The organism is Rhizobium sp. SL42, from assembly GCF_021729845.1.
Lineage (GTDB): Bacteria > Pseudomonadota > Alphaproteobacteria > Rhizobiales > Rhizobiaceae > Allorhizobium.
On the sequence record NZ_CP063397.1, the window covers coordinates 3440768 to 3460751 of the forward strand.

Sequence of the window (19984 nt, forward strand, 5' to 3'; positions counted from 1 at the left end):
AATGTCATAGATTGACAACCAACCTACTAGTTGGTAGACAATTGCTATGAGCAACCTTTTGAGCACATCGGATCAAATTCTGCATTGCGCACGGGCCTTGATCGTCGCTGGCGGGTACAATGGCTTTAGCTATGCCGACATCTCGAAAGTCGTCGGCATTCGCAAGGCCAGCATCCACCATCATTTCCCCAGCAAGGCAGACTTGGTCCGCACACTCGTCGCCTCCTATCGCCGGGAAGCAGAAGAGGGATTGGCGAAGATCGAAGCCCATATCGCGGATCCAATGGGGCAATTGCAGGCCTATCTCGGCTATTGGGAAGCCTGCATCTTGGACAATACCGCGCCATTCTGTGTCTGCGCGCTCCTTGCCGGCGAGGCGCAACTGTTGCCCGAGGAGGTCCACAGCGAGGTGAAGGCGCACTTCAGAACCCTTTCGGCCTGGTTGACAGGCGCCATGGAGCGCGGCGTGCGGCAAGACGTCCTGTCATTGAGCGCAACACCTGCGGACGAGGCGGAAGCATTTCTCGCGACCGTGCACGGAGCCATGCTGTCTGCTCGCGCCTATGGCGACCCGCAGATTTTCAGCACCGTGAAAGGCGCACTGCTCCAACGTCTCGCGCCGAAAACCTAGCGGTTTCCGCAACGCGCCGACATTTGATCATCGAAGCTACCAACTAGTAGATAGACTATTTTCGTCAATCCCAAGACAAGCGTGCGCATCAAATACAAAGGAACTTCAGATGTTTGGAATTTCTCCCCTTGGGTGGATACATACACTCGGCAGCCTGCCGGCAATTCCACTAGCCTTCTACATGCTCGCCCGCCACGGGCGGATCACCCCGCGCAACACGGCAGGTAAACTCTATTTCCTGTCGATGCTGGCGGGCTCCCTGACGGTATTCCTCGTAGCCCATCAGGCAGCGAGCCCGGTCATCGGCGCAGTCACGCTGCTTCTCCTGCTCGCGGGTTACGCCATTGGCCATGTGCAGGCATTGGGCAGAGCAGCCCGCTATCTGGAAACGATATTCCTGAGCCTCACGGCGTTTCTGCTGATGGTGCCGGCTGTCAGCGAAACCCTTCGCCGCGTGCCTGATGGCCACCCGATCGTCACCGACCTGAATTCACCAATTCTCCTGGGAGCCCAAGCGGCAATTGCAGCCGTGCTGGTCGTCGGGCTGACGGCACAGATGATCCATCTGCGCCGCGAAGGGCGCAGTGTGCACCGATAGCCCCAATTGGGGATGCCGGGAGCAGACGAGGCAACAGGTAAAAAATCTTTACCTCCCGGCCCTCGCCCCATTCACAAGCCTTCCGGGCCCGTGCTAGGTCTCTATGACAACTAGTTCCAAGGCGGGTCCGATGGTCAATCTTCTCGAAATCTCCGATCTTAAGCGCCTGGCGCGGCGCCGTGTGCCAAAACTCTTCTTCGATTATGCCGATAGCGGCTCCTATACGGAATCGACCTATCGCGCGAACGAGAGCGACTTTTCCCGCATCAAGCTGCGCCAGCGCGTTCTGGTCGACATGAGCAATCGATCGCTGGAAACGACGATGATCGGCGAGAAGGTGAAGATGCCGGTAGCCCTTTCGCCGACCGGTCTGACCGGCATGCAGCATGCCGACGGCGAAATGCTGGCGGCTCAGGCAGCCGAGGAATTTGGCGTTCCCTTCACCTTGTCGACCATGAGCATCTGCTCGATCGAGGACGTTGCCTCCGTGACCAGGCGCCCGTTCTGGTTCCAGCTTTACGTGATGCGCGACCGCGACTTCGTCATCAACCTGATCGAACGCGCCCGCGCCGCCAAGTGCTCGGCGCTCGTACTGACCGCCGACCTCCAGCTTCTTGGCCAGCGTCACAAGGATATCCGCAACAGCCTGTCGGCCCCGCCGAAGCTGACACCCAAGCACCTTTTCCAGATGGCCATGCGCCCCCGCTGGTGCTGGGACATGCTGCACACCCAGCGCCGCACCTTCCGCAACATCCATGGCCATGCCAAGAACGTCTCAGACCTGGCCTCGCTCGGCGCATGGACAAACGAACAGTTCGACCCAAAGCTCTCCTGGGACGATGTCGCCTGGATCAAGGAGCGCTGGGGCGGCAAGCTGATCATCAAGGGCATCCTGGATGTCGAGGACGCACAGATGGCGGCGAAAACCGGTGCGGACGCGATCATCGTCTCCAACCATGGCGGACGCCAACTCGACGGCGCCCATTCCTCCATCGCCATGCTGCCGCGCATCGTCGATGCGGTCGGTGACCAGATCGAGGTTCATCTGGATGGTGGCATCCGCTCAGGCCAGGACGTGCTGAAGGCGATCGCGCTTGGCGCCAAGGGCACCTATATCGGCCGCCCATTTCTGTATGGGCTCGGCGCCATGGGCAAGCAGGGCGTCACCAAGGCATTGGAAATCATCCAGAAGGAAATGGACGTCACCATGGCACTGTGCGGCAAGCGGCAGCTCAGCGACGTCGATGGCAGCATCATCGCAGAAAACCCGTTCTGATTTGCTCAACCCGCTCCGCGCTATCCGGCCGGCTCTTTTGGCCAGCCGGATGCAGCTGGAGGAAGTGCCTTGCGGTGTTCGCTGCGGCAGTCGGCAAAACAGCCAGAGTTTTCCCGACAAACGAACGACGCGACATAACGACGACGCCCGCCCGATCCGGGCATGTGCTCCCTCCCCCGTCATCTCCGTGCGGCATCAGTGGCGCTTGACGCCTACTCGATCCAGCCGCTCGACAAGGCACTGACCCAGTCAGTCATGCCATGGCGGCGCGCAAGGTTCGCCATCGAGACGTTGTCATAGCGCACCTGCCGGAAACTCGGCTGCCAACCCAGCGCCGTCTTTTCCAAGATCGCGTAGCTGGCAAACGGCGTGCCCGCTTCCGCCTTGTGATAGACCGGCACGTCATAGTCGAAGCCCGGGCAACCAACGCTGCCGGGATTGACGATCAGGCGTCCGTCCGAAAGCTGCACGGCACGCGCAATATGGCTATGGCCGCAAAGCAGCAGCGGAAAATCCAGCCCCTCGGCAAGCGCCTCGATTTCCGCCCGCGGCTTAAGGTGAAAGATCCCCTCGGACGACAGGGTCTCCATCCAGTAGCTGTTGTCGTCCTTCGGCGTGGCATGGCAAAGATAGACCTCGTCGTTCAGAACAGCCGAAAACGGCAGTGCCCGTATCCAGTCGAGTTGCATCTGTGACAATTGCGGATAGCTTGGCTTCTCCCAGTCGCCCATCTGGTCGAACGGCCTGTCTATCAGCGCCCGATCGTGGTTGCCGCAGACCGAAAGCGCGTCGAGCGGCAACAGCAGATCCGCAGTCAGCCCCGCCTCCAGCGGACCGGAAAAACTGTCACCCAGATTGACGATCCGCTCTACATGCTGCGCCCGAATATCGGCAAGGACGGCTTCCAGCGCCAGATGATTGCCGTGCACGTCGGCGATTGCTGCAAAACGCATGTCAGACAATTCCTAGCGAATGAAACCCGTGGCAAGCCCGCTTGCCCATTCAGGACGGCCATTGCGCAGGGCAAGCTCGGCCATTGCCTGATGGTCGTAGTCGACCTGCTGGAACGCCACTTGCCAGACACCGTCAATGTTCTCGCAGATGGCATAACAGGCACGCGGATGACCTGCCTCAACTGTATGCGGCACCGGAACATCGTCCTGATAGGCCGGACAGCCAACGCTGCCCGGATTGACGATCAGCCTGTCGTCGCTCAGTCGGACCAATCGCGCGACATGGCTGTGACCACACAGGATAAGCTTCTGCTCAACGCCGGCCGCGCGGACTTCGATCTCGCCAAGCGCGCGCGGCTCGAAAATACCAGCCTCCGAGACAGTATCGATGAAGTAGCGATCATCGGCGTCGGGCCCTGCGTGACAGAGATAGACATCCTCGCGCCAGACGGCATCGAACGGCAGGGTTTTCAGCCAATCGAGGGCGGACTGGTCGAGTTGCGCAAAAGCATGCGCATCCGACTTGCCCATGGCATCGACGGGCGTCTCCACCAGATAGCGATCGTGATTGCCTCGCACCGTCGTCAGACCGAGCGGCAACAACAGAGTAGCCACCTTGCCCGCCTCCAGCGGTCCGGAGAAACAGTCGCCAAGGTTGACAATATCGCCAATGCCCTGCGCAGCGATATGGTCGAGCACAGCCTGCAGCGCGAGATGGTTGCCGTGCACATCGGCGATCGCCGCAAAACGCATCAACTGCCCCTGTAGGTCGAATAACCATAAGGCGACAGCAGCAGCGGCACATGATAGTGCGCGGTAGTATCGGATATGCCGAAGCGGATCGGTATGATGTCGAGGAACAACGGATCCGCCAGAGCAAAGCCTCTGGCCTTCAAGTAGTCACCGGCGTGAAACAGCAGTTCGTATTGCCCGGCCTGGAATTCGTCTCCCGCAAGAATGGGCCCGCCATCGACCCGGCCGTCATCATTGGTGAACACGGTTTTCACCAGCTCCGCCTCATCGCCCCCCATGCGCATCAGGTGGATTTTCAACCCTTGGGCAGGTTTGCCAAGCGCAGTATCGAGCACATGGGTGGTAAGGCCAGTCATGGGCGAGGCTCCAGAATCACGAAGGGATGGACGAAGAAGAATTCCTCGAGATTGTTTCCCGGCCCGTCGCGATCGGCAACCAGAAAATCGCTGGCTTCGTCGATTGCCATAAGGGGATGGTGCCAGACATTGCGCCGGTAGTTTACGCCCTGATGGGCTTGCGCATAAAACACCTGCGGACGCCCCGGCTGCCCGCCCTCGTCGAGCGATACCGCAACCAGGAACGGCCGGCCCGACAAAGGCGTGAAACTCTGGCTGCCCAGCGGATGCCGCTCCATCATGCCGACCGCATAGGGAAAGGCACGCGGCTGCCCGCGAAAGATATTGAGTATGACACGCGCGCCCTCGCCGATCACCTCCGGCGACGACAGCGCGTGAAACCGCTCGGTCGTCCCGCCATTGATAAGCCGCATGCTGGAAGGACTGGCTTCGATCACCTCGCCGAATGGCTCGAATGCCTCAGCCGTCAGTGGCTGGATGGAAAGGATATTGGGCACGCAATCATTCCCCTTGCATTCGCCGCGAGTGCAGCTGACTGATCAGATCAATCAGAACAGGTAGCTCGTTTTTCAGTGTGCGCCAAACCACAGGCATATCGAGTTCGCCGTAGTCATGAGCTATGAGGTCTCGCATGCCTCGGATTTTTGCCCAAGCGATCTCAGGATGATCTGCAACAAAATCCGGAAATCGAGAGCTCAATCGGGTGGCTGCTTCACCGATCAACACGAATGCCATGGCAACAGCCATTTGGGTCTTCGTGTCTCGTTCGAAAGCATCAGGTTGGAGATCTCTGGTAAAATCGATCGCCTGCGTGGCCGCGCTTTGCATTCGGTGAAGATAGTCGAGAAGTCGGTCAATTTCGCTCATATGGCTGTAGCTTCAGCCAAAATGCGTTCCTTCATGCGCGCAGGAATGGCTGCGGGTGTAACGACATCCACCTTGCAACCCAAAAGGACCTGCAGTTCCTCCAAAAGTCCCCCAAGATCGAAAAGGGTCGTCCCCGGAAGCGGATCGACCAGAATATCAATATCACTGCCCGGCTGGTCTTCGCCTCGAGCGACGGAACCGAAAACGCGCGGATTCGCTGCATTGTTGCGCGTCGTCGCCTCGCGGATGTCTGCCCTGTGCTTCTCCAGCATTTCGGACGGTCGCATAGTTCATGCCTCCAGGCTCACAGTATAGGTGAAACGTCTAAGCCTAGAAAGCTTCACCTTGCAAACGTGCCTGAAACGAAAACAGCGCCGGCGAAGATCGCCGGCGCTGTTTCATTCACGAACCGAAATGGATCAGGCAGCAGCCGAAGCAGCCACCGGAACTTCGGCGATCGTAGCCAAGACGCGCGAGGCGATCTGGTACGGGCAGCCTTGGCTGTTCGGACGACGGTCTTCGAGATAGCCCTTGTAGCCGTTGTTGGCGAAGGAGTGCGGTACGCGGATCGAGGCGCCGCGATCAGCGATGCCGTAGGAGAACTTGTTCCACGGAGCCGTTTCGTGCTTGCCGGTCAGACGCAGGTGGTTGTCCGGGCCGTAAACGTCGATGTGCTCTTTCCAGTTCTTGGCAAAAGCAGCCATGAGGGCTTCGAAATATTCCTTGCCGCCCACTTCGCGCATGAACTTGGTCGAGAAGTTGCAGTGCATGCCCGAACCGTTCCAGTCGGTATCGCCGAGCGGCTTGCAATGGAATTCGACGTCGACGCCGTACTTTTCGCAGAGGCGGAGAAGCAGGTAGCGAGCGATCCAGATTTCGTCGGCGGCACGCTTGGAGCCCTTGCCGAAAACCTGGAATTCCCACTGGCCCTTGGCCACTTCGGCATTGATGCCTTCATGGTTGATGCCGGCTTCGAGGCACAGGTCGAGATGTTCTTCGACGATTTCGCGTGCGATTTCGCCAACATTCTTGTAGCCGACACCGGTGTAGTACGGACCCTGCGGAGCCGGGAAGCCGTTTTCCGGGAAGCCCAGCGGGCGGCCGTCCTGGTAGAGGAAATATTCCTGTTCGAAGCCGAACCAGGTGCCTTCGTCGTCGAGGATCGTCGCACGGCTGTTGGTCGAGTGCGGGGTGACGCCGTCCGGCATCATGACTTCGCACATGACCAGCGCACCGTTGGTGCGGGCCGGATCGGGATAGATTGCGACCGGCTTCAGAACGCAGTCGGAGCTATGGCCTTCGGCCTGCATCGTCGACGAGCCATCGAAGCCCCACAGCGGCAGCTGTTCCAGGGTCGGAAATTCGTTGAATTCCTTGATCTGCGTTTTGCCACGCAGGTTCGGCACCGGCTTGTAGCCATCGAGCCAGATATACTCGAGCTTGAACTTCGTCATTGATCGTCTCTCTTCAGTCAAGCGCTCGCCAAAGAGCGCATACAGAGGGGGTGATTCTCCGGCTGCCCGGCGAGTCGAATAGATAAAAGCAGGAAGCGTGCCAACTTGCCGGGAGTGTCACACAACTGATGCATTTTGCCGCAGATGCGCGTCAAATCGGCAACCAATTCAGATCATTCTTTAACAGTTAACCCTCAATCTATCGGAACCTGACGGGCTCACAGAGGGTTCTGACGAGACATGGTTGCGATTAGAGCAAATGATGATTTGTCGGCCATTCAGAAAAATGCGCGATTAATGCCTACAAGTTAGGCAGATTGCACTTTTCGTGTGCATATCAGTTTGAACTGTGATAGCAGGGTTTATCGAGACCAACACTCGGTGGAAACGAGAGGCAGTAGCATGACAACGAACATGGTTCGGGAATCGGCGAAGATCTACGAATTCCCGGTGCGCAACCTGCAAAGGCTTGAGGAAATGCGTCTGCGTGCAGCGGCAAAGCCCGTCATTTATGAGAGCGGTGCAGCAAGCTGGTATCACGAAGAAGCCATCCGCGAGGCTGAAGAGGCGCGCAAGCAGTAGACATGGCATGAGAATGCCAAAAGCCGCCCTGTTGAAGAGCGGCTTTTGATGTGTGCGTACGAGCGGGCCGATGTGCCCGCTTTGTCGTTTCTGGCCTTGGCCGGCGCATGCACCGGCCCGAGATCTGCCTCAGGCTTTCTTGCCGAACAGCCGAAGGCGCATCACGCCACCGTCCGGATGCATGGCGAGGCGCACATGCGTCACCGGGCCGACCGCAGCGATGGACTGGCCTGCAAACACCTGTTCCCTGTCCATTTCCATCTTCTGCCGCGGCAGGATCGGGCTCCATGTCTCGGAGGCGGCAATCTCCGCCGCACTGAACGTGTCCCCGGCTTCCGGCAGATAGGCCCCGAGCAGTTCGCACGTATCGGGATAATTGCCCTTGAAGAAATGTGTATCGATCAGCACCCGGCTGATCACCCCCGCATGGCCGAGCCGGATGATCGCCCAGTCGTGACCGGGGCCACGACGCCGTTTGGTTTCCCAGCCGTCGCCCATGTTTTCGCCGCGACCGGGCCCGAGGATCTTGTCGGGATGGCCGTAATGCGCATCCGACCAAGCCAGCGACTTGGCGCCGTGGAAGACATAGGCGAGATCGATTTCCTGCTCGGCCTCAACCTTTGACCAGTCGAAATGGGCAGCCCCATAGACGCGCAGGCGCGCCACCCCGCCATCGGGATAGATATGCAGGCGCAGATGCGTCCAGACCTTGTCCTGATCGGCATTGACGAAGAAGTGCTGCGCCGAAGGCCCAAGCGGCGACTTGGCCACAACCTCGGTCCACACCGTCGCCTCTGTCGGATCGCCGTCCTCGACATAGGCGACCTCGATCGAGCCGGCCGGCGGATAGTTGCCGGTAAAGAAGCGCGTATCCACATCGAAGCCGAAGATCCGGCCGGGCATGGCCAGCCGCACGATCGCCCAGTCATGGCCAGGCACGCGCTTGCGCCGGCTTTCCCAACCATCCATGTATTTGCCGTTGTCGTCATAAAGGTTCGGATCGAACTCGGCCGGCGCATCGTTCAGCATGCGGTCCAGCGGCGCGAAAAATTCATCCGAAACGGCAACACCCTTGGCGCCGAGCCGGGCCGAGGCGAGATTGACGGCCCCCGCGGCAAAATCCGGCAGTGCAATGGTCGAGATTTCAGGCATGTCAGCTGTTCTCCTGCAGAAGGCTTTCGAGGCGAAATCGGGCAATCTTCTCGACCTGCTGGCAGGCCATGTCGAGTTCCTGTTCGCGGCTATTGTCGATCCGCTTGGCAAAAGCGGCAAGGATGTCGTCCTTGGACAATCCCTTCACCGCGATAATGAACGGGAAGCCGAATTTTTCGGTATAGGCAGTGTTGAACGCGGTGAAGCGCTGATGCTCGTCCGCGCTCAACCGGTCCAGCCCGGCACCTGCCTGCTCCTTGCGGCTGTCCTCGGTCAGCTCGCCGGCAATCGCCAGCTTGCCGGCGAGATCCGGATGGGCACGTAATACGCCGAGACGCTCGTCCGCGCTCGCGGTCCGGAACATTGCCGCCATCCCGTCATGCACATCGACGGCCGTTAGCGGCTCGGCGATGAAACCCGCGTCGAAGGCGCGCTCGGCAATGAAGGGCGAATGCTCGAACACGCCACCAAAGCGCGCAACGAATTCCGCTCTGTCCATGTGTAACCCCAATTCTCGGTGTGTCTGCCCAAGATCCACGTCCTGAGCGAGAAGGATTTTGTGGCTTCGCGCGAAGCACAAGGGACCACATTCGAACAAGGATTAGCGAAGCCTCTCCGCATTGTCGAGGCTCAGAAAGCACAAGCACTTTCAACCGGATCATGGAACATCACGCCTTGCGCACCGCCCACATCAACCTATGTTACGCTTGCTCAATCTCATCCCCCGAAAGGACATTTCATGCCCATCGCCAAAGGCTATGCCGCAACCGATGCTTCCAAGCCCTTGGTTCCCTTCACCTTCGAACGTCGCGAACCGAATGACGACGATGTGGTGATCGCAATCAAATATTCCGGTGTCTGCCATTCCGACATCCACCAGGCGCGCAATGAATGGGGCAATTCGACCTTCCCCATGGTGCCCGGCCATGAAATCGCCGGCGTCGTCACCGCCGTCGGCTCCAAGGTCACCCAGTTCAAGGTCGGCGATCACGTCGGCGTCGGCTGCTTCGTCGACAGCTGCGTGCATTGCGAAACCCGCGATGTCGATCTCGAGCAGTATATGCCGGGCGTCGTCCCGACCTATAACGGCTTCGAGGCCGACGGCACGACACCGACCTATGGCGGCTATTCCGACAGCATCACGGTCAAGGAAGGCTATGTTCTTTCCATTCCGTCGAACCTGCCGCTCGACAAGGCGGCGCCGCTGCTCTGCGCCGGCATCACGCTCTATTCCCCGCTGGTCCACTGGAAGGCCGGTCCCGGCAAGAAGGTCGCAATCGTCGGCATGGGCGGCCTCGGCCATATGGGCGTCAAGCTCGCAGCCGCCATGGGCGCGGACGTGACCGTGCTCAGCCAGAGCCTGTCCAAGAAGGACGACGGCATCGCCTTCGGCGCCAAGGATTATTACGCTACAGCCGACAAGGAGACTTTCAAGAAACTGGCCGGCACTTTCGACCTGATCGTCTGCACCGTCGGCACGGAGATCGACTGGAACGCCTATCTCGGCATGCTGAAGATCGACGGCTCCATGGTTCTCGTCGGCCTGCCGGAAAACCCGGTTCCCGTGCACGCCTTCTCGCTTGTCATGGGCCGTCGTTCGCTCTCCGGCTCCTCGATCGGCTCGATCAAGGAAACCCAGGAAATGCTCGACTTCTGCGGCAAGCACAACATCCTGCCGGAAATCGAGATGATCGACATCCAGCAGATCAACGAAGCCTATGAGCGCGTCATCAAGAGCGACGTCCGCTACCGCTTCGTCATCGATATCGCCAGCCTGTCGAAGGATTGAGCCAGTCCGGCCAGATCAAAAAATGGGCCTCGGCAGCAATGCCGGGGCCCTTCTTCATTCATGCCCAGACAATCTCACGGCTGCAACTGATAGCCGCTGCGCGCCGGGAAGGGCCAGTCTTTCAACAGCGCCATGTCCGGCCGTAAGATCTCGACCTTCAGCGGGTAGCAGGCCGAGGTATCACTGGAATGGGTGGCGCTGCAATCTCCGCCCGGGCAGGCCGACAGGGCACCCAGAAGATCGATTTCGGCAAACAGTTCCAGATAGTCGCCGGGCCTGACCGGGCTTGCCTTCATGAAATACTGCTTCGTGTCCCGGGTGAAACCCGTGCACATGAACACGTTCAGCACGTCATGCACATGTGGCTCGGCCTGCCGGGTGCTGATGCCCCGTGCCTCGGCGAGAGCGTGGCATAGGTTGGAATGGCAGCAATTGTGGTAGTCCCCGCCGCTCAGGAGCCGGTTGGTATAGGGATCGCAGCGCGTGCCGATCACATCATGCACGCCGCCGCCATCCTCATCGAAGCCGTACCAGCCGAGCGTGTCATGGCTGATCGTCGCCATCGGGCGCAGCGAGGGCATCGTGCTCCACAGCCGGTTGCCGGTCGTCACATGCGTCGCATGCAGCGCCCGGGTCTTGCCCGAGAAGAATCGTTCAGAAAGGTCATCGGCATTCCACAGGTTGAGGTCACCGACCTGAGGCCCATCCATGCTGACGATGCGAATAAAGTGCCCCTTCGGTGCTGAAAACGCCCGCCCCTCGCGCGGCGGCACGATCACCTCGTCGATCTTGACCATGCTGGCCCGGGCCTGTTCGAGCAGCCCGATGTCCGGCGCTTTCAGCGTACCGTTCGGATAGACGACCACCGGCTTGGCGGCGCGGCGCGCGGCGGCATCGGATGGGGCAACAGGAAGATGGACAAGGGACATTCTGACACTCCGGTATCGGCGAGATGCAGGCATTCGCGGTCTCTACAGACGCTGAAACTGCCCGAGGAACACACGGCTGACAACTGGTGATCTTCTTGCCTTATGAGTAAGTACAGCTTAGTCTATTAGTGATGAAGCTGCCCCCGCTCGCCTCCCTCCGCGCCTTTGAAGCTGCCGCCCGCCGACAGAACTTTCTCCATGCCGCGGCCGAACTCGGCATGACGGCGGCCGCCATCAGCCAGCATGTCAAAAGCCTGGAGGAGTGGATTGGCCTTGCGCTTTTCGAACGACGCCCGCGCGGGGTCCGGCTGACGGCCCAGGGACGCGAACTCGGCGAAGCCTGCAGCGAGGGCCTCGGCCATATCGCCATGACCGTGGAACGCCTGACGGGTCGCTCTGGCCAGAAGCGTGTCAGCCTTGCCTGCCAGCCGTCGATGGTCACCCATTGGCTGGCCTCGCGCCTACCTGCCTTCCGGGCTGCACATCCGGACATCCAGGTCGCGATCGTCTATCCGCTGGGAGCCAGAACCCCGGAAGAGGCGGGCGCCGACCTGCTCATTCGCCACGGTAGACAGCCTGACCGCCCGGCCCGGGCAATCCTCGGCGCCGCGACCCGACCGACATGCTCGCGTGGCTACCTCCAGCGTTGCGGCCCGATCGCAACACCGGCCGACCTCCTCCGAGCCGATCTGCTGCATGACGAAACCGAATCCGCCTGGACCGCGTGGCTGGCCAGTCAGGGCCTGCGACCACCGGCCAATGCGGGGCCGCTCTTTGCCGACTTCAACCTGCTGGTGAGTTCCGTTCTCGCCGGCCTCGGCATCGGCCTCTGCCCGACCGCTCTTGTGGAAAAGCAGATCGAGGACGGCGAGCTCACCGTCCTTTTCGACCACGCGATCGACGAGGACAAGTCCTACTGGCTCATCGCCGCCCAGACGCTAAGCGAGCCTGGCACATTGCTGGCTGCGTTCCTCCTGGGCGAAACCTTTGGCAGATAAGTTGAGGAGATTCCGTTGACGGTCGCTCACCACGCCGGCTTGTGGTGCGCATGCCAATGCCTGGCGATCTCGAGCCGGGTCGGCACCCAGACATCCTCGTGGGACAGAACATATTCGACAAAGCGGCGCAGTGCCGCGATCCGGGCCGGACGCCCGACCAGGCGGCAATGCAGGCCGACGGACATCATCTTCGCCTGTCCTTCCTGGCCTTCGCGGTACAGTTCGTCGAACGCGTCCTTCAGATAGGTGAAGAACTGGTCGCCCGAATTGAAGCCCTGCGGCGTGGCGAAACGCATGTCGTTCGTGTCGAGCGTATAGGGAATGATCAGGAACGGTTTGCCGTTCTGATCCGGTACCCAGAACGGCAGATCATCGGAGTAATTGTCGGAGGAATAGAGGAAGCCACCCTCCTCCATCACCAGCCTGAGCGTATTGTCCGACGGTTTGCCCTGGTACATGCCATAGGGGCGCTGACCGGCGACTTCGGTGTGAACCCGAACCGCGTCGAGAATGTGCTGGCGCTCCTTGTCTTCCGGATAGTCCTTGTATTCGTGCCAGCGATAGCCGTGCGAGGCGATTTCCCAGCCCGCCTCGTTCATCGCGGCAACGGCATCGGGATTGCGCGCCATGGCGAGCGTCACGCCATAGACCGTGACCGGAACCTTGAGCCCGGTGAACAGCCGGTGCAGGCGCCAGAAACCGGCACGCGAACCATATTCGTAGATCGATTCCATGTTGAGATTGCGTTGGCCCGGCCAGGCCGCGGCCCCGACGATTTCCGACAGAAGATTTTCCGACGCCGGATCGCCGTCCAGGATGCAGCTTTCGCCGCCTTCCTCGTAGTTCAGCACGAACTGGACCGCGATCTTCGCGCCACCCGGCCATTCCGGATCGGGAATATTGCGACCATAACCCACGAGATCGCGCGGATAAGTCTCTGCCGTCATCAAATCACCTCTGCTATTTTGGCTCAGAGGCTAAGCAGGCGGAGGTCTTCTGTCGAGACGCAAAAGACCGTTTCTCGCTGCAGCGCAGCAGCAAATTGGATCAGGCGATCTTGCGATTGGACACCCGGCCCATCGGATGCAGCGAATGCACGACGAACGGAGCGCCCTGCTCCGGCTCAATGAACAGCGCCAGATTGGAGACCACGACCGGCTCGCTGAGGGACTGATCGAAATGCGCCCGCATCGCCTGTTCGATACGCGAGAAATCGCGCGCAAGAAGTGGCCCGGTCAGGGTCATATGAAATCGAAACTCGTCCATGACATAGGCATGGCCCCAGCGATGCAGATTGGAAAATTGCGGCGCCGACAGACGCTCCGGATTGCGGCGTTCGATTTCCATCTCGGTCAGCGGGGCTCGGAAGCCATCAAATGCCTGGACCACTGAGGCCGCGAGATAGTCGATCTCCGCGCATGGGCGGTCCAGCACGAGACCGTAGACGTCACCGATCCGACCAACATTCAACCCGTCCAGGACCACTGGCTCCATGGTCCCGGCAAAATGCATCAGTTCGCGCAACAGCGCGGTTTCACTGCTGCCCTCGCTCAGCCTGAATGGTGCTTTGAACGTTGCATGGAAGCCGACGCGCCTCGGCATGGCCGTATGAAAGGCAATTTCGTGGATGCCGAGCCCTTTCAGGCCCGGATGATCCGCAGGATAGCCGGAATAGACGTTACGCCCGAGCCAACTGGCCGCAGCCAGCGTCAAGGGGTCCCCGGAAGGCGGTGTGAAACATATGGCATAGCGCATGCGATCACCTCATCCTGGCGCGCTGAAGGCACATTAGCATGTGCCGTTACAACCCAGTGGTTAGGTGATTTGCGTGACAGTATGACGAAGAACTCAAGCATCGGACCTATCAATACTGATCCATGCAAAGCTGCATCGGCCCCATGCTTCCACACGGTTTTGACAGGGGGCAGGGACCGGCTCAGCCAGCGGCCACGCGCAGATGGTGCGCGAGCGAAAAACTCTCCGGCAGGGCCATCGCCTTGCCTTCCACCGCATCAAGCGCTGCATCCGCCAGCACATGCGCGAGACCGAAGCTGACCTTGAAACCACCGGTCAACGCGACCACCCTTTCGGCCTCCGGATGTATTCCGACCATCGGGTCTCGATCCACCGCCTTGGGCCTAAGTCCGGCCCAGCGCTCGATCACCTCGGCTCCGCCAAGCACCGGCGCGAGCTGGCATGCGCGGGCAAGCAGATCGTCCAGCATTCCGTCTGTGGAATAAGGCTCGTCGAAGCAGTTCTCGCTGGTGCTGCCGATCGCCACCTGTCCGCCCTCGTGTGGCACGATGTAGAGCCCGTCCAGATAAAGCAGGGGCAGGTCCGACGAGACATCCGCCCGCAGCAATGCCGCCTGCCCCTTGACCGGCTGACCGAGCGGCTTTTCAAGCTTGGGCCCGAACGATGACAGCAGCGGAAAGGACTGGCATCCTGCGGCAATCACCACATGGCCGAAGGCGATGACCGAACCGTCGCCAAGGATCGCGGTCCCGGAGGCGGGGTCGATGCGCTCGACACGGCAAAATTCGATGATCCGCACATATTCGGCGCGGCCCAGCCTTCGGGCGATCATCCGCGTCAAGCCGCGCGGCGAAACGCGCGCCGCAAACGTATCCAGCACCAGTCCGCCGGCCGAAAACTCATCCGCCGGCCATCCGGCTACAGAGGGAGAGATTTCCATGACATTCCAGAAGAACTGATCGTCACCTTGATGCCAGTTGCTCAGCGCTTCACTGGAATGCCGCTCGGCAATCGCGCGCAGATGCGGCTTCGGCAAAGGGATCAGCCGGCCCGAGCGCCGGTAACCGGCAGAAAGCCCGGTTTCGGCTTCAAGCGCCGCGATTTCACTCTCCAGCGACAGCAAGGCGTCGAATTGCAACTGCTTCTTGTCGTTCCATTTATCCGGCATATGCGGCATCAGCGCGCCGAGCAGACCGCCGCTTGCGCCGCCGGCGAAAGGTCCGCCATCGAGCAGCAAAGTCCGGATCCCGCGTCGCTCGGCCTGCATGGCTGCCCATAGGCCCATGATGCCGCCGCCGATGATCAGCAGGTCGGTCTGCAATTGACCGGAGATCGAAGCCGATTTATCGGACATTGCATGACCCATTCCAATATGACGCCGGAACCCGGCGAGAGCGCACAGCCGCTGACCTGGCACGACGGCGATATGCCTTATTCGACCGCCTTTGGCGATCATTTTTATTGCCAGACCGACGGCCGGCTCGAATGCGGCCATGTCTTCCATGCCGGCAATAGCCTGCCGCAGCGCTGGCAGACGGCGGATCGCTTCTCGATCGGCGAACTTGGTTTCGGCACCGGCCTTAACGCCTGCGAGACCTGGCGTCGATGGAAGGAATATCGCCGGCCCGCCAGCCATCTGCATTTTGTCTCGTTCGAGCTCTATCCGATGCAGGCGGACGAAATCGACCGGGCGCTATCGCGCTGGCCGGAAATCGATGCGGAACGGCAGGCGCTGGTAGCGAAATGGCCGCAAGTCCCGGCCGGCACGGTGACGGTGGCGCTGGACGAGCAGACAACGCTCAGCGTCATCTGTGGCGATGCCTTTGCAAACTTGAGCGCCAGCCCACTCACCTTTGATGCCTGGTTCCTCGATGGCTTTGCACCGTCGAAAAACAGCGCCATGTGGTCGGCCGAACTGATGCAGCAGGTGCATGACCACACGGTGCCGGGCGGAAGTTTTGCGACCTATGCGGCCGCCGGTTTCGTGCGTCGAAACCTGATTGCCGCAGGCTATTCGCTCGAGCGTCGTCCAGGCTTTGCCGGAAAACGTGAAATGCTGTGCGGCAGGCGGCCTGCCTGAGTTTTAGACCCGCACAGCGGATCGGCCGGAGCCTGCGCGCCACTGCTCGATCTTGCGCATCAGCAATTCGGGACTGATGGGCTTTGACAGATAATCGTCCATGCCGGATGCCAGGCAGGCTTCGCGATCACTGTCGAGCGCATGCGCCGTGACACCGATGATCGGCACATGCTCGCCCTTGCCGCGCCGGGCCTCCTGCGCGCGAATGATCACGGCGGCCTGGTGCCCGTTCATCACCGGCATCGAAACATCCATCAGGATCAGGTCCACCGGTGTGTCATTCAGCGCGTTTAGCGCCTCCTCGCCGTTGCCGACGATGCGGTAGTCGATGTCGCTGCCGCTCAGGATCTGGCGAAAGACGATCTGATTGACCTGATTGTCTTCCGCGATCAGTACCTTCAGCCTCTCGCGCCGTTGCATATGGCCGGCCCCGGTGGTCCTCATCGGCGCTGAGTGAAGGCCGATCGCCGAAACAGCCGGAGCCACCGGCACCGGCAGAGGGAGACCGCCTTGGATCTGCGCCGCCCGTACGACATCGATGATCGCGCCCTTCAGGAGGTTGGCCCGTGCCGGTTTCATCAGATGCGCCTGCACTTTCAGGCTCTGGAAGCTCTGGTCGTCGCCCACGATGTCCATCGACGTCAGGAAGATCAGCGCCAGATCATCAAAACGGCTGTCGCTTCGGATCGCCCGTGCGACTTCGATGCCATTCATTGCCGGCATGTGATAGTCGATGATCACGACATCGATATGCAGGCCGGCATCATGGGCCTCGGCCAGGATTTTCAGCCCGGTTTCCCCGTCTTCGACGGCAAGCCCGTCAAAGCCCCAGATCGACAGTTGCTCGGTGACGATCCGGCGATTGACGGCATTGTCATCGATCACCAGGACGCGCGCATCCTTGACGCTCGCCGGAATGGTCTTCTGCCGGTTCCGATCGGCGACGATCTGCATAGGGATCTCAACCGTGAAGGTCGAGCCATGCCCCGGTTCGGATTGAAGCGACAGCGAGCCACCGAACAGGTTGACCAGTCCGGACGTGATCGCAAGCCCCAGGCCAGTGCCTTCGTGGCGGCGGGTCGAGGAACTGTCGACCTGCGAGAACTTGTCGAAGATCTGCAATTGCATTTCTGGCGCAATGCCGATGCCCGTGTCCTCGATACGAAGCTGCAGAAGGCTTTCTCCCCCACCCAGCGGCCGGGTCGAAACATCGATGAGCACATGACCCTTTTCGGTGAATTTGATCGCATTGCCCACAAGATTGGTGACGATCTGCCGGAACCGTCCGGGATCGCCCAGAACAGTGTGGCGGACCGCCTGATCACCCGAGACCAGCAGCTCTATGTCCTTTTCCGAGGCCGCCGCCGACAGCAGCGTCGCCACATCCTCGATCGCTTCGACCGGATCGAATGGCGCCTTGCGCAAGCGAAGCTGGCCGGCATCGATCTTCGAGAAATCGAGGATGTCGTTGATGATCGTCAGCAGCGCATTGCCGGATTTGACGATGATATCGACAAAGGTTTTTTGCCGCGTATCCAGGATCGATTTCGACAGGAGTTCCGCCATTCCGAGAACCCCGTTCATCGGCGTGCGGATCTCGTGGCTCATATTGGCGAGGAATTCCGACTTCGCCTTGTCTGCCGCTTCACTTTTCGCCAGCAGCACCTCGAGTTCGGCCTCGCGCTCCTTGATCTCGCTGACATCGGTCAGCACGACCACCCAATGTCCACTGCCGCCGAAGGTGACTTCCATCTGCACCCAGGTCTTGCCATTCGCCAGGAAAGTGGTGCTGAACCCGGTCGTCAGACGAAGCTTCTCCTGCCACTGGTGCAACAGCGTCGCCGGGTCATCGCCGAAGTCACCGCGCTGCGCGCAGAACTGGAAACATTTGTACCATTTCTGGCCCTGGTCGGCGAGGCCGGCCGGCAGGTCGAGAATACGCGAGAACGACTGGTTGGCATCGGTGATCACGTCATTTTCGATGACGACAAGCCCTTGCGACATCAGCGCCATGGCGTCCTGCATGAACAGCCCGAGCCTTTCAAGCTGTTCGCGCGCCTCGCCGATCTCCTTCTCGCGCCGGCGCATCTCGGTCAGGTCGGAATAGGTCAGCAGGATCTTCCGGTCATTCAGCCGAGTGATATTGGCAAGCACATATTTGCCGTCGTCATAGGCGAGCTCGGTCGTATGCGAGCCCTCCAGCGCCCGGAACTGCGCTACGCGCTTCTGGTACCCCTCTTCGAAGGACATGCCCGGCCAGTTCCATCCCCGCGCGATATTGATCTCGCAATAGTCGCGGAACGACAGGCCATCGATCGGTATGTCAGCCGGCCAGCACCAGATCTCGCGGCATTTTTCATTGGCAAATTCGACGATCAAATCTTCGTTCAGGATCACCACGCCGACAGGCATGATCCTGAGCATGCTGATGATATCGGCATAGAGCGTCTCGGCGCGCCTGTGCGCCTGGGACAGGTCCTGCTCGTGCTCCTTGATCACCGAGACATCGGTGACCGAGCCAACCAGATAGTGCCTGTTCGCCGTCGTCGTGATCCGGTTGAGGCGGGTAATCACCGAAATTTCCCGCCCGCCGGCAATCACCACATCGCGCGGCCGCTCGATCACCTCGCCATGCTCGAGAATGCGCAGGTTCTCCTCGCGCAGGACCCCGCCGCTCTCCGGAAACATGTCATCCTCGGTCAGGCCATAGACATCCTCGCGGCGCTGGTCATGCAGTACCTCATAGGCCGAATTCACATAGATCAGCTTGCGTTCGGCATCGCGGATGAACACCGGCACCGGCATCTGTTCCAGCGTAGCCCGGTAAAGTGCAGTCTCCTCCTCGCGTTCGGCAAGTTCCGTGATGTCGGTATAGGTCACCAGGATCTTGCCGTCGGCCAGCTTGCGATTGCTGACAACGACGGTCAGGCCCTCCGGCGTTCTGGCATAGGTCAGCGGCGCATCGTCCGGACTGCTCAGCGCCGCAACGCGGGCCTCGACAAGCCTTGCTATCTCGTCCGGTCCATCTGCCCGTTTGTGGCGAGTGTGCACGACCATCATGTAGTCGCGGTAGGACATGCCGACGACATCGAGAAGATCGTCCAGTGCAACCATCCGATAGACGGCCGCATTCACATATTCGATCCGCATCGTCTCATCTAGGATGAGGATGCCCACCGGCATTGCCATCATCAGGCTTTCGAGATGTTGGTGCAGCTGTTCGGCACCGCCAGGTATCGTCTCTCCGCCAGCTGCCGTCTTTTCTACTGCAGAAAAGCCGGCTTGCGGCGGCGGCATGGCAGCTGCAGACCGGGTAGTTTCCGTCGTGGGAATCGAAGCTTCTTCGGCGGGTTCGACAAAGCCGAAGATGAAGATGGAATCGTCGTCATCAAGGAAGCGCTCGAGCCGGAGAACACCGTGCAGCTCACCCGACCGAGACCGCAAGGACAGGCTTTCGTCCTCTCCGAACACCACGACGCGGCGCTCGCGATCGTCGCGCATGTCGTCTGAGAAAGCACCGAACACCTCGCGATCGGTCCGTCCTGTGAAACGATTTTCCGCAAGGTTGAAGATACGGGCATAGGCACTGTTGACCGCAACGTAGCGAAGCTCGCTATCCTTGACGAAGGAAGGCTGCTCAATCGCGACGATTTTTTCGCGGACAAGGTTGAGCAATGCTGCTCCCCGATTCAACTTTGTGTACTCCCTCGATCAATGACTCGGAATGGTAAACGCGGAGTAACCGGCCTTCATGAAACAGTTCGAAAATACGGGTTTACGTTCAAAGCGCCGGACGCTCCCGCCGCGATGT

At 60.2% G+C, this 19984-nt stretch carries 21 protein-coding genes; 7 read left to right on the forward strand and 14 right to left on the reverse strand.

The genetic code is table 11. The features are described from left to right. The first annotated feature begins 46 nt into the window (after positions 1 to 46). The 3 genes from IM739_RS16230 to IM739_RS16240 all read left to right on the forward strand — a co-directional run bounded on the left by IM739_RS16230 (position 47) and on the right by IM739_RS16240 (position 2505). Positions 47 to 631: a TetR/AcrR family transcriptional regulator gene (locus tag IM739_RS16230; RefSeq protein WP_237368727.1), complete on the forward strand. Its 585-nt coding sequence runs from the start codon at positions 47 to 49 to the stop codon at positions 629 to 631. 109 nt (positions 632 to 740) lie between these two features. Continuing rightward, the gene (locus IM739_RS16235) at positions 741 to 1229 is read left to right on the forward strand and encodes a hypothetical protein (protein ID WP_237368728.1); all 489 of its coding nucleotides are present in this window, start codon (positions 741 to 743) and stop codon (positions 1227 to 1229) included. A gap of 130 nt (positions 1230 to 1359) precedes the next feature. Further along, a complete protein-coding gene (locus IM739_RS16240) occupies positions 1360 to 2505 on the forward strand; it encodes an alpha-hydroxy acid oxidase (protein ID WP_237368729.1) in 1146 nt (381 codons plus the stop codon). Between the two features lie 212 nt (positions 2506 to 2717). Here the strand turns inward: IM739_RS16240 and IM739_RS16245 are convergent, their stop codons facing one another. The 7 genes from IM739_RS16245 to IM739_RS16275 all read right to left on the reverse strand — a co-directional run bounded on the left by IM739_RS16245 (position 2718) and on the right by IM739_RS16275 (position 6888). Next, a complete protein-coding gene (locus IM739_RS16245) occupies positions 2718 to 3458 on the reverse strand; it encodes a metallophosphoesterase family protein (protein WP_237368730.1) in 741 nt (246 codons plus the stop codon). A 12-nt stretch (positions 3459 to 3470) separates the two neighbouring features. Continuing rightward, positions 3471 to 4211, reverse strand: coding sequence for a metallophosphoesterase family protein (locus IM739_RS16250; RefSeq protein WP_237368731.1), 741 nt, complete (start codon positions 4209 to 4211; stop codon positions 3471 to 3473). Then, on the reverse strand, positions 4211 to 4567 hold the full coding sequence (gene uraH, locus IM739_RS16255) for a hydroxyisourate hydrolase (RefSeq protein ID WP_237368732.1): 357 nt from the start codon (positions 4565 to 4567) through the stop codon (positions 4211 to 4213). Before uraH ends, IM739_RS16250 begins: the two co-directional genes overlap by 1 nt. Next, complete coding sequence (locus IM739_RS16260; protein ID WP_237368733.1) at positions 4564 to 5064, reverse strand: ureidoglycolate lyase; 501 nt, start codon at positions 5062 to 5064, stop codon at positions 4564 to 4566. Before IM739_RS16260 ends, uraH begins: the two co-directional genes overlap by 4 nt. Positions 5065 to 5068: 4 nt before the next feature. Next, complete coding sequence (locus IM739_RS16265) at positions 5069 to 5434, reverse strand: HepT-like ribonuclease domain-containing protein (RefSeq protein ID WP_237368734.1); 366 nt, start codon at positions 5432 to 5434, stop codon at positions 5069 to 5071. Continuing rightward, positions 5431 to 5721, reverse strand: a complete 291-nt coding sequence (locus IM739_RS16270) for a nucleotidyltransferase family protein (RefSeq protein WP_237368735.1) — start codon at positions 5719 to 5721, stop codon at positions 5431 to 5433. The genes IM739_RS16265 and IM739_RS16270 overlap by 4 nt, the downstream gene beginning before the upstream one ends. Positions 5722 to 5853: 132 nt before the next feature. Continuing rightward, positions 5854 to 6888 carry a glutamine synthetase beta-grasp domain-containing protein gene (locus IM739_RS16275; protein WP_237368736.1) on the reverse strand — a complete coding sequence of 345 codons (1035 nt, stop codon included), beginning with the start codon at positions 6886 to 6888 and terminating at the stop codon, positions 5854 to 5856. Positions 6889 to 7290: 402 nt separating this feature from the next. Between IM739_RS16275 and IM739_RS16280 the strand changes: the two genes are divergently transcribed. Continuing rightward, entirely contained in the window at positions 7291 to 7470 is a 180-nt protein-coding gene (locus IM739_RS16280; protein WP_159950558.1) for a DUF2735 domain-containing protein, read from the forward strand. 129 nt (positions 7471 to 7599) lie between these two features. On the opposite strand, the gene alc is transcribed toward IM739_RS16280, so the two are convergent. Next, complete coding sequence (gene alc, locus IM739_RS16285; protein WP_237368737.1) at positions 7600 to 8622, reverse strand: allantoicase; 1023 nt, start codon at positions 8620 to 8622, stop codon at positions 7600 to 7602. Between the two features lies 1 nt (position 8623). Continuing rightward, the gene (gene uraD / locus IM739_RS16290; RefSeq protein ID WP_237368738.1) at positions 8624 to 9121 is read right to left on the reverse strand and encodes a 2-oxo-4-hydroxy-4-carboxy-5-ureidoimidazoline decarboxylase; all 498 of its coding nucleotides are present in this window, start codon (positions 9119 to 9121) and stop codon (positions 8624 to 8626) included. Positions 9122 to 9361: 240 nt separating this feature from the next. On the opposite strand from uraD, the gene IM739_RS16295 reads away from it, so the two are divergent. Beyond that, positions 9362 to 10411 carry an NAD(P)-dependent alcohol dehydrogenase gene (locus IM739_RS16295; RefSeq protein ID WP_237368739.1) on the forward strand — a complete coding sequence of 350 codons (1050 nt, stop codon included), beginning with the start codon at positions 9362 to 9364 and terminating at the stop codon, positions 10409 to 10411. Between the two features lie 74 nt (positions 10412 to 10485). Here IM739_RS16295 and IM739_RS16300 read toward each other — a convergent pair whose 3' ends face one another. Then, positions 10486 to 11340: an urea carboxylase-associated family protein gene (locus IM739_RS16300; protein ID WP_237368740.1), complete on the reverse strand. Its 855-nt coding sequence runs from the start codon at positions 11338 to 11340 to the stop codon at positions 10486 to 10488. 131 nt (positions 11341 to 11471) lie between these two features. On the opposite strand from IM739_RS16300, the gene IM739_RS16305 reads away from it, so the two are divergent. Beyond that, positions 11472 to 12338, forward strand: coding sequence for a LysR substrate-binding domain-containing protein (locus IM739_RS16305; RefSeq protein ID WP_237368741.1), 867 nt, complete (start codon positions 11472 to 11474; stop codon positions 12336 to 12338). A 26-nt stretch (positions 12339 to 12364) separates the two neighbouring features. Here the strand turns inward: IM739_RS16305 and puuE are convergent, their stop codons facing one another. The 3 genes from puuE to IM739_RS16320 all read right to left on the reverse strand — a co-directional run bounded on the left by puuE (position 12365) and on the right by IM739_RS16320 (position 15447). Then, on the reverse strand, positions 12365 to 13285 hold the full coding sequence (puuE, locus tag IM739_RS16310) for an allantoinase PuuE (protein ID WP_237368742.1): 921 nt from the start codon (positions 13283 to 13285) through the stop codon (positions 12365 to 12367). 100 nt (positions 13286 to 13385) lie between these two features. Then, entirely contained in the window at positions 13386 to 14093 is a 708-nt protein-coding gene (locus tag IM739_RS16315; RefSeq protein WP_237368743.1) for a DUF1045 domain-containing protein, read from the reverse strand. Between the two features lie 181 nt (positions 14094 to 14274). Continuing rightward, entirely contained in the window at positions 14275 to 15447 is a 1173-nt protein-coding gene (locus IM739_RS16320) for an NAD(P)/FAD-dependent oxidoreductase (RefSeq protein ID WP_237368744.1), read from the reverse strand. A gap of 3 nt (positions 15448 to 15450) precedes the next feature. Between IM739_RS16320 and mnmD the strand changes: the two genes are divergently transcribed. Continuing rightward, a complete protein-coding gene (gene mnmD / locus IM739_RS16325) occupies positions 15451 to 16173 on the forward strand; it encodes a tRNA (5-methylaminomethyl-2-thiouridine)(34)-methyltransferase MnmD (protein WP_237368745.1) in 723 nt (240 codons plus the stop codon). A 3-nt stretch (positions 16174 to 16176) separates the two neighbouring features. On the opposite strand, the gene IM739_RS16330 is transcribed toward mnmD, so the two are convergent. After that, complete coding sequence (locus tag IM739_RS16330) at positions 16177 to 19848, reverse strand: PAS-domain containing protein (protein WP_237368746.1); 3672 nt, start codon at positions 19846 to 19848, stop codon at positions 16177 to 16179. Positions 19849 to 19984: the final 136 nt, after the last annotated feature.

What these genes read in the sequence shown, in the direction of transcription:
- mnmD (WP_237368745.1), top strand. Translation starts at nt 15,451, where the DNA reads ATGACCCATTCCAATATGACGCCGGAACCCGGCGAGAGCGCACAGCCG.
- IM739_RS16280 (WP_159950558.1), top strand. Translation starts at nt 7,291, where the DNA reads ATGACAACGAACATGGTTCGGGAATCGGCGAAGATCTACGAATTCCCG.
- IM739_RS16235 (WP_237368728.1), top strand. Translation starts at nt 741, where the DNA reads ATGTTTGGAATTTCTCCCCTTGGGTGGATACATACACTCGGCAGCCTG.
- puuE (WP_237368742.1), bottom strand. Translation starts at nt 13,285, where the DNA reads ATGACGGCAGAGACTTATCCGCGCGATCTCGTGGGTTATGGTCGCAAT.
- IM739_RS16230 (WP_237368727.1), top strand. Translation starts at nt 47, where the DNA reads ATGAGCAACCTTTTGAGCACATCGGATCAAATTCTGCATTGCGCACGG.
- IM739_RS16250 (WP_237368731.1), bottom strand. Translation starts at nt 4,211, where the DNA reads ATGCGTTTTGCGGCGATCGCCGATGTGCACGGCAACCATCTCGCGCTG.
- IM739_RS16265 (WP_237368734.1), bottom strand. Translation starts at nt 5,434, where the DNA reads ATGAGCGAAATTGACCGACTTCTCGACTATCTTCACCGAATGCAAAGC.
- IM739_RS16245 (WP_237368730.1), bottom strand. Translation starts at nt 3,458, where the DNA reads ATGCGTTTTGCAGCAATCGCCGACGTGCACGGCAATCATCTGGCGCTG.
- IM739_RS16300 (WP_237368740.1), bottom strand. Translation starts at nt 11,340, where the DNA reads ATGTCCCTTGTCCATCTTCCTGTTGCCCCATCCGATGCCGCCGCGCGC.
- uraD (WP_237368738.1), bottom strand. Translation starts at nt 9,121, where the DNA reads ATGGACAGAGCGGAATTCGTTGCGCGCTTTGGTGGCGTGTTCGAGCAT.
- IM739_RS16305 (WP_237368741.1), top strand. Translation starts at nt 11,472, where the DNA reads ATGAAGCTGCCCCCGCTCGCCTCCCTCCGCGCCTTTGAAGCTGCCGCC.
- IM739_RS16295 (WP_237368739.1), top strand. Translation starts at nt 9,362, where the DNA reads ATGCCCATCGCCAAAGGCTATGCCGCAACCGATGCTTCCAAGCCCTTG.
- IM739_RS16240 (WP_237368729.1), top strand. Translation starts at nt 1,360, where the DNA reads ATGGTCAATCTTCTCGAAATCTCCGATCTTAAGCGCCTGGCGCGGCGC.
- IM739_RS16315 (WP_237368743.1), bottom strand. Translation starts at nt 14,093, where the DNA reads ATGCGCTATGCCATATGTTTCACACCGCCTTCCGGGGACCCCTTGACG.
- uraH (WP_237368732.1), bottom strand. Translation starts at nt 4,567, where the DNA reads ATGACTGGCCTTACCACCCATGTGCTCGATACTGCGCTTGGCAAACCT.
- IM739_RS16275 (WP_237368736.1), bottom strand. Translation starts at nt 6,888, where the DNA reads ATGACGAAGTTCAAGCTCGAGTATATCTGGCTCGATGGCTACAAGCCG.
- alc (WP_237368737.1), bottom strand. Translation starts at nt 8,622, where the DNA reads ATGCCTGAAATCTCGACCATTGCACTGCCGGATTTTGCCGCGGGGGCC.
- IM739_RS16320 (WP_237368744.1), bottom strand. Translation starts at nt 15,447, where the DNA reads ATGTCCGATAAATCGGCTTCGATCTCCGGTCAATTGCAGACCGACCTG.
- IM739_RS16270 (WP_237368735.1), bottom strand. Translation starts at nt 5,721, where the DNA reads ATGCGACCGTCCGAAATGCTGGAGAAGCACAGGGCAGACATCCGCGAG.